General features: G+C 73.2%; 4 protein-coding genes and 1 pseudogene. 3 read left to right on the forward strand and 2 right to left on the reverse strand.

Features of this window, described 5'->3' with window-relative positions; genetic code table 11:
* Both GTW40_RS09640 and GTW40_RS09645 read right to left on the reverse strand, forming a co-directional pair.
* The coding region (locus GTW40_RS09640) for a PAS domain-containing protein (protein WP_161179750.1) at window positions 1-235 on the reverse strand (235 nt) is incomplete at its 3' end.
* 222 nt (window positions 236-457) lie between these two features.
* Window positions 458-2,077 carry a multicopper oxidase family protein gene (locus GTW40_RS09645; protein ID WP_161179751.1) on the reverse strand — a complete coding sequence of 540 codons (1,620 nt, stop codon included), beginning with the start codon at window positions 2,075-2,077 and terminating at the stop codon, window positions 458-460.
* A gap of 151 nt (window positions 2,078-2,228) precedes the next feature.
* Between GTW40_RS09645 and GTW40_RS09650 the strand changes: the two genes are divergently transcribed.
* The 3 genes and pseudogenes from GTW40_RS09650 to GTW40_RS09660 form a co-directional block, all read left to right on the forward strand.
* A complete protein-coding gene (locus tag GTW40_RS09650) occupies window positions 2,229-2,507 on the forward strand; it encodes a hypothetical protein (RefSeq protein WP_161179752.1) in 279 nt (92 codons plus the stop codon).
* Window positions 2,508-2,510: 3 nt separating this feature from the next.
* Window positions 2,511-2,891, forward strand: a complete 381-nt coding sequence (locus GTW40_RS09655) for a toxin Doc (RefSeq protein ID WP_161179753.1) — start codon at window positions 2,511-2,513, stop codon at window positions 2,889-2,891.
* A gap of 446 nt (window positions 2,892-3,337) precedes the next feature.
* Window positions 3,338-4,179: pseudogene (locus GTW40_RS09660) on the forward strand (hydrolase); the annotation flags it as partial.

A 4,179-nucleotide genomic window follows, 5' to 3' on the forward strand; every position in this document is an offset into this window, starting at 1 on the left:
TGACCGTACGGCCGTCCAGGTGGCGCAGGTCGAGCGTGCCGTCCCAGCGGCCGCCGGAGGGGACGGGCGCGCTGCCGTCGGACGCGAGCAGGCGGGCGGCCGGGCGGCCCAGGACCGCGTCGGCCGGGTGGCCGAGCAGACGCCGGGCGCCCTCGTTCCACTCCAGCAGTGTTCCGTCGTCGGCGATCACGGCCCGGGCCGTCGCCGCCTCGTCGAACGGATAGCCCCGGCTCATCGTCGCCACTCCCAAGCGCGTGCGCGCAGAGTCGACAGGCGCACCTCCGTCATCCAGCCTAGGCCCTGTCGGCGAACCCCCGCCTGCTGTGCGGGTCCGGGCGGGACGCGGGGCGCCAGGCCGCCCGGGACGCGGGGCGGCAGGCGACTGGGCCGGGGCAGACGGCCCCGCCGTGCCGCCGCGTCGTCAGATGCGGGCCGTACCGGCACCTTTGCGCCCCGCTCAGGTGCGGTAGCCGAGGATCGTCATCATGCCGCTCTCCGAGTGGTACTGGTTGTGGCAGTGCAGCATCCACAGGCCCGGGTTGTCGGCGTCGAAGTCGAAGACCAGCTTGCGGTGCGGCAGGACGATCGCGGTGTCCTTGCGGGCGCCCGCCGCGTCGAGGCCGGTCATCGCGAAGGTGTGGCCGTGCAGATGCATGGGGTGCCACATGTCGGTGGCGTTGATGAGGGTGACCCTGACCCGCTCCCCGGCCTTCACGGGGTGGCGCTGGCGCACGTCGTACGGCTTGTGGTCGAAGCTCCAGTCGTACTTGCCCATGTTGCCCGTCGCCCTGATCCGCAACTGGCGGTCGGGCTCGCGCTCGGGCAGGGCCGCCGAGTCGGCGGGGCGCAGCCGGTTCGCGAGGACGATGTTCCCGTCCAGCTCGTCGGGGTGCACATCGGGGAGCGGAACGGTTCTGCTCTTGTCGGTGCGCAGCACCGCGATGGCCTGTCCGTTCTTGCCCTCGGCCTTCGCCACGAGCGGGAAGACGCCGTCCTTCGCGGTGAACAGCACGTCGTAGCGCTCGGCCATGCCCACGAGCAGCGCGTCGGTGTCGCAGTGCTGCACGGGGTAGCCGTCGCTGTGCGTGACCGTCATGGTGTGACCGCCGAGCGCGACCCGGAAGGCGGTCTCGGAGCCCGCGTTGATGATGCGCAGCCGGACGCGCTCACCGGGGCGGCAGCGGAAGCTGGTGGGCTCGCCCGGGCGGCGGCCGTTGACGAGGTAGACGGGGAAGTCGACGCTGCCGCCCATGCTGTGCAGCATGCGGCTGTAGGAGTGGTGCAGTCTGCGGTCCGGGCCGTTGTCCACGTGCGTGGTGGTGGGGTGGGCCGACGGGTGCTGCGGGCCCATCCCCATGTCCATGCTCATGCTGTCGAGCATCGCCGAGTCCGGGACGAGCTGACGGAGCACCTTGTCGGGGGTGGAGCCGTTCACCCCGTCGAGCCAGTCGTCCAGGACGACGATCCACTCCTGGTCGTAGGAGAGCGGCTCGCGCGGGTCGTCGATGATGAGCGGCGCGTACAGCGCGCGGTCCGGCTGCATCCCGACGTGCGAATGGATGAAGTAGGTCCCCGGATCGGCGGCCGTGAAGCGGTAGGTGAAGTCGCTTCCGGAGGCGACGGCCCGCTGGGTCAGCCCCGGCACGCCGTCCATGTCGCAGCGCAACCGGATGCCGTGGAAATGCAGGGTGGAGAACTCCGGCAGCCGGTTGGAGAAGGTGAAGCTCAGCACGTCACCCGCGGTGGCGCGCACCAGCGGCCCCGGGAGCTGGTCGTGGTAGGCCCAGGTCCGCACACTGCGGCCGCCGAGGTCCAGCGTGGTCTCCCGGGCGGTCAGCCCGACCATGCGCACCCGTCCCGAGCCGCGTCTGCGTTCGGCGGCACGGACCTCCGGACCCGACGGGTCGACATATCCCTGGGGTCCCGGGGGGACGAATGCCTTCTCGGCCGCCGACGCGCCGCTTGCCCCCGGACCCGGCCTGGGGCGGGAGCCGGAGTCCGTGCAGGCAGCCAGGAGACCCGCGCCGGCGGCAGCGAACGGGGCTCGGAGCAGGGTACGCCGCGAAGGTGTATGCATAAAGGAAATAAGACACTTTTTGTGCTGATATGTGATGGATCTGCGGCGGCGCGTCCGCTGGTGTCGGGCCCGCACCGCCCCGGGTACCGGCCGAAAAGGCCCGTCAACTGGCGGAATTTACGGCCAAGTACCCGCGCTGTACCGTGAGGTCATGCCAGCTCTGAATGTGGAGTTCAGCGAACGCGAACTGGCCGACCTGCGCCAGATCGCCAAGGAGCGCGGTACGTCGATGAAGGCCCTCGTGCGCGAGGCCGCCGCCGCGGACATCGCCCGGCACCGGGCACTGCAGGAGGGCGCGGAGACCTTCCGCAGCTTCTTCGCCGCCCACGCGGGGGAGTTCGCGGCGGCCTTCCCGGACGACGAACCGGCCGTACGGAGCGCCCCCGCAGCCACATCCACACCCGCTTCCGCCGATGGCGAGGCCGCCTGAGCGATGCCGTCGCCCGTCATCCACATCGACGTCCCCTGGCTGCTGCGGCGGTACGAGGAGGTGCTGCCCGGCGCCGCCGCGGTGGGAGACCTCTCCGTCCTGGTCGCCGCCGTGGCCCGGCACCGGGTGCAGCCCCCCGGGCCCGGGGTGGAGGCCGACGCCGCGTGGCGGGCGGCCGCCCTGCTGCACACCCTCGCCGTGCTCCGGCCCCTGCCCTCGGCCAACGCGCGGTTCGCGTGCGCCACCGCCGTCGCCTATCTGGCGGTCAGCGGCGTGCGCGTCGAACCGCCGCCCGGCGCCCTCACCGGACTCGTGCGCGACCTGCGCTCCGGCGCGGCCGACGTGAACCGCGTGGCCGGCCGGCTCCGTTCCTGGCAGATCTGACACCGCCCGGCGGACGGGGGAAGCCGTCGTACCGCCGGCCGAGGCGGTGGGAACGGACCGGCCGGCCTGCCCCGAACGCGGAACCGCCGTTCCGCCGGGGCCTCCCGGAAAGGACCGGGACCAAGTCCACACCGCCGGGCCTCCCGGCGACACCGTGCGCGGCGGGGTGATGGGCGCGCGTGTTTCACACGGGGCGCGAGAGAACACACCGCCGGGGGTTTCGAAGACTTCCTTTCAAAACCGGTGATGTGGGACGGGCGCCTTGTTGCTTGTGCAGAAGTTGTGCGAGGGTTGACACACCCGCGCGGGGGGTAAGGTCCGGGACCACTTCGGCAGTTGAGGAACCGGGGCGGGGGACGACGCCGGTGACTTCCCGCTCCCCGTGCGCACCCCGGAGGTTCGCTCCCGGCTCCCACGCACCGCACGCGCCAAAGGAAACCGCTCAAGTGACCACCCCCCGACCTCCCCGTCCCCCGTACCCGCACGGCGGCGACCCGGGTGAGTCCGACGAGTCGCTCGCCGCGCCCCTGCGCGCCGGTTCCGACGCGGAGTCGTCCCGCTCCGCCGCCCTGCTGATGGCCCGTCACTGGCAGCCCGCCACCGACTACGCGGTCATCTGCCTGGCGACGTCCGGACCCGTCGCCCAGATGGTCACCGCGGCCGCCTTCCACCAGGTCCTCGACCGGCTCCGCTTCGGCGAGCCCGCCGTGGCCCTGCGCCCCCGGCTGCTGCTCACCGTCCGTGACACCATCGTGGACTGGGCCGCCGCCGACCGGATCACCGCCGCGCTGCCCGGTCTCGGCAAACCGGCGGGGGGACGCGGGATGCGCGCCGCCAAGTCGCTGACGCCGGAGAACCGCGCCCTCGCCGAGCGCTCCTTCCACGCCCTGGCCCCGCTGGAGCAGGCCCTGCTGTGGCACACCGCCGTCGAGGCGGAGCCGCTCGGTGTCCCGGCCGTCCTGCTCGGCCTGGACGAGGGAAGCGCCGCCGCCGCGCTGGAGCAGGCCCGGGAGCGGTTCCGCGAGGGCTGCGTCCGCGCCCACCGCGAACTGGCGCCCAGCGCCGAGTGCCGCCACTACAACCGCCTCTTCGACGTGCCGATCCGCCGGGGCGGCGACCTGCTGCCCGACGTGCGCAGGCACCTGGCCGCCTGCACCTACTGCCGGCACGCCGCCGAACAGCTCGGCCAGATCGACACGGCGCCCGGCGCCCTGCTCGCCGAGGCCGTCCTCGGCTGGGGTGCCCGCCGCTACCTCGACTCCCGCCCCGGCCGCTCCGGGGCCGCCGC

The organism is Streptomyces sp. SID4985 (genome assembly GCF_009863025.1).
In the GTDB taxonomy this organism is placed as follows: domain Bacteria; phylum Actinomycetota; class Actinomycetes; order Streptomycetales; family Streptomycetaceae; genus Streptomyces.

Coding starts and splice junctions, on each gene's coding strand:
- GTW40_RS09650 (WP_161179752.1), top strand. CDS start 2,229: ATGCCAGCTCTGAATGTGGAGTTCAGCGAACGCGAACTGGCCGACCTG.
- GTW40_RS09655 (WP_161179753.1), top strand. CDS start 2,511: ATGCCGTCGCCCGTCATCCACATCGACGTCCCCTGGCTGCTGCGGCGG.
- GTW40_RS09645 (WP_161179751.1), bottom strand. CDS start 2,077: ATGCATACACCTTCGCGGCGTACCCTGCTCCGAGCCCCGTTCGCTGCC.